Source organism: Microvirga sp. Mcv34 (genome assembly GCF_024519725.1).
Classification (GTDB): Bacteria; Pseudomonadota; Alphaproteobacteria; order Rhizobiales; family Beijerinckiaceae; genus Microvirga.
Window position 1 is genome coordinate 1 of record NZ_JALJRK010000188.1, and the last position, 3,075, is coordinate 3,075.

Here is a 3,075-nt window from a genome sequence, read left to right on the forward strand (position 1 = left end):
TCCCGCAGACTGGAACTCCCTCTCTGGATGTTCGATCGGGCCGTGTGTGCGCCAATGCGGGTTGAGCTTGCGCCTCGGGTGGATGCCGCCGCAATCCAGGCTTTGACGGCGCTGCTGGCGGATGTGTCGAAGTTAGCACCGTCGACTCCCACGACTGCGACGGCAAACTGGAGCTCTCACGACGGGAATCGGGGAGAGGCCCATGCAACGCCAGAGCAACCCTCATCATGTCCTTCGGTCCAGACCAGAGCAGTTCGACCTGTTTGCCCAGCCAAGCGACGGCGGCCAGCCGCGGATGCCAGACTGGCGAACCCTGCCTGCGGAGACGCAACAGGCGCTGACGAACCTGATGGTTCGCCTGATCCTCGAACACGTTCACAGCGATCCTCGTCCCGAACCGGCAGAGGAGCGCGGTCATGACTGACAAGATCCAACCCCATCATCTGGAGCGCAAGGCGATCCTCTATGTTCGTCAGTCCTCCGCCCATCAAGTTCTGCACAATCGCGAGAGCAGCACCCTGCAGTACGCCATGCGAGATCGGCTGACCATGCTGGGCTGGGCTCAGATTGACACCGTCGATGACGACCTCGGGCGGTCAGCGGCCGGCACCACCGCCCGCGCCGGCTTCGAGCGCATGGTGGCCGAGGTCTGCCTCGGCAAGGTTGGGGCCGTGGCAGCCCGCGAGGTGTCGCGCTTTGCCCGCAACAGCCGCGACTGGCAGCAACTGATCGAGATGTGCCGGGTGGTCGACACGGTGCTGATTGACCAGGAGACGGTCTATGCACCGCGGCAGGGCAACGATCGGCTGCTGCTCGGGCTCAAGGGTTCTCTCAATGAGTATGAGCTCGATCTTCTGCGTCAGCGCTCGCTTGCAGCGCGCTACGAGAAGGCCAGACGCGGTGAACTTCTCGTCACTGCACCAATCGGCTTCGTGAAGGCCGGCGACCGCTGGGAGAAGGATCCGGACCGGCGAGTGCAGGACGCGATCGTGCTGGTGTTCGACAAGGTGGCGGAACTGGGCAGCGCCCGCCAGGCTCTGCTGTGGTTCCACGAGCACGGGCTCGATCTGCCGGCCCGGCAACCCAACGGCGATGTGGTCTGGCGCCGGCCCAATTATGCGACCATCCACCGGATGATCGAGAACCCGATCTACGGCGGCGCCTATGCTTATGGTAAGACTCGTGTTGCGGGCTATGACAGCTCAGGCGTGCGGGGCAGGATTTGCCGCAAGCCCCGCGCTGAATGGCTCACTCTGAAGCCCGGCACTCATGAGGGCTATGTCGATTGGGAACGGGCGGAGGCGATACGCAGAATGGTGAGCGACAACGTCCCGACCAGCCGGCATCATGGCGCACCCAAGCACGGCGACGCCCTGCTGGCCGGTCTCATGCGTTGCCGGCGCTGTGGCCGGAAGCTGACGGTTCGCTACTCGGGCGTGAAGCACAACATCCCACGCTATGCCTGTTGCCGGGGCCACCTCGACAACGGAGAGCCGCGCTGCATCGCCTTCGGAGGCTTGCGGGTGGACGACGCCATTGAGGCGGCTCTGCTGCAGGTGGTTCAACCCGGTGCGATTGCTGCTGCCGTCGCGGCCGAGGCAGAAGCCAGCAGCCGGCGGGATCAAGTCCGTGAGGCGCTCACCCGTGATCTCGAAGCCGTCCGATACGCAGCAGACCGTGGCTTCCGCCAGTACGATGCCGCCGATCCGGGCAATCGCCTGGTGGCTGGGGAACTGGAGGCGCGCTGGAACAAGGCGCTGGCCCGAGTGGCTGAGGTCGAGGCGAAGATCGCCGCCCACGATGCGGCCCTGCCACCTGCTATGGAGATCGCGCCGATCTCCCTGGCCAGTTTGGCCGATGACCTGCAGGCTGTTTGGAGCGCCCCGACCACAGATGCGCGGCTCAAGAAGCGCATCGTGCGCACCGTCATTCGCGAGGTGATCGCCGACATTGATGCGGATGCTGGCGAGATCCTCTTGATGATTCATTGGGCCGGCGGCGTTCACACCGAGCTGCGTCTGGCGCGGCGGCGACGCGGCCAGCGCAACAGCACCTCACCTGATGTCCTTGCCGCCGTCCGGCATCTGGTTTTGATCGCCAATGACGATCTCATCGCCGGCCTCCTGAATCGGAATAAGCTTGTGACCGGCCACGGTAATCGTTGGACGCGGGAGCGTGTGACGGCGCTGCGCTCCCACCATCGCATTCCGGTCTACCGGCCCGCCCCTGACGGGATTGAACCCTGGCTCAACCTGACCCAGGCGGCTGCGTATCTCGGCGTCAGCCCCAAGACGCTCAGGCTGGCGACCGAACGCGGTGAGATCACTGCCATCCATCCGCTTGCGGATGGTCCCTGGATCTTCAGCCGCGCCGATCTTGATGGATCAGCGGCGAACGAGGTTGCACAACGTGCCGAGCGCTCGGCAAAATACCCCACGGGACCGCATCCCGATCAACAAACTCTCTTTCCATCAATGACATAGACAGATGGGTGTTGTGATGCAGGGTTGTAGTGCCGGCGCCAACTCTCGATGATCACCTTTGCCTCTTCCAAGGTGTAGAAGATTTCTCCTTTCAGCAGTTCATCCCGCAGCTTTGAGTTAAAACTCTCGCAGTACCCGTTCTCCCATGGACTGCCCGGCTCAATATAAGCCGTGCTGGCGCCCACAGCCGTAATCCATTCCTGGACGGCTTTGGCCACGAACTCCGGGCCATAGTACATGGGGAAGCAGCGCGGCGGAGCTGGCCCGGGTTGCGCAGCCGCGCTGCTTGGGGTGGTCATGGCCAGCCAGCAGGTCTCACAGTGATGTCGCTCAACACACGCTGGAGGCCGAGCAACCATGACCGAGCTCAATCCTACACCTGTCCCTGCCACACTGGTAGCAATCGACATCGCCAAGCATCGCCACGAGGTGCTCCTTGAGGCTGCCGGCCATCAGCGGCGTCGGCGGCTTACCATCCTGAGCACCAAGGCGGATTACGATCGCCTCGTCGAGGCCCTGATGGCTTACAGTGGCCCCGTGCTCATCGGCTTTGAGGCTACAGGCGATTACCACCGCGGGCTGGCCTACCGCC

The 3,075-nt window shown here is 63.7% G+C and carries 2 protein-coding genes and 2 pseudogenes; 3 read left to right on the forward strand and 1 reads right to left on the reverse strand.

The window, feature by feature from the left end; translation table 11 throughout:
• Positions 1 to 202: 202 nt before the first annotated feature.
• Together OC446_RS29830 and OC446_RS29835 are read left to right on the forward strand one after the other, a co-directional pair.
• Positions 203 to 424 (forward strand): hypothetical protein, encoded by a 222-nt coding sequence (locus OC446_RS29830; protein ID WP_262032509.1) that lies wholly within the window; start codon positions 203 to 205, stop codon positions 422 to 424.
• Complete coding sequence (locus tag OC446_RS29835; RefSeq protein WP_262032510.1) at positions 417 to 2,483, forward strand: recombinase family protein; 2,067 nt, start codon at positions 417 to 419, stop codon at positions 2,481 to 2,483. The genes OC446_RS29830 and OC446_RS29835 overlap by 8 nt, the downstream gene beginning before the upstream one ends.
• On the opposite strand, the pseudogene OC446_RS29840 reads toward OC446_RS29835, so the two are convergent.
• Positions 2,483 to 2,713: pseudogene (locus OC446_RS29840) on the reverse strand (integrase core domain-containing protein); the annotation flags it as partial. The gene OC446_RS29835 and the pseudogene OC446_RS29840 overlap by 1 nt on opposite strands.
• A 127-nt stretch (positions 2,714 to 2,840) precedes the next feature.
• On the opposite strand from OC446_RS29840, the pseudogene OC446_RS29845 reads away from it, so the two are divergent.
• A pseudogene (locus OC446_RS29845) lies at positions 2,841 to 3,075 on the forward strand (IS110 family transposase); the annotation flags it as partial.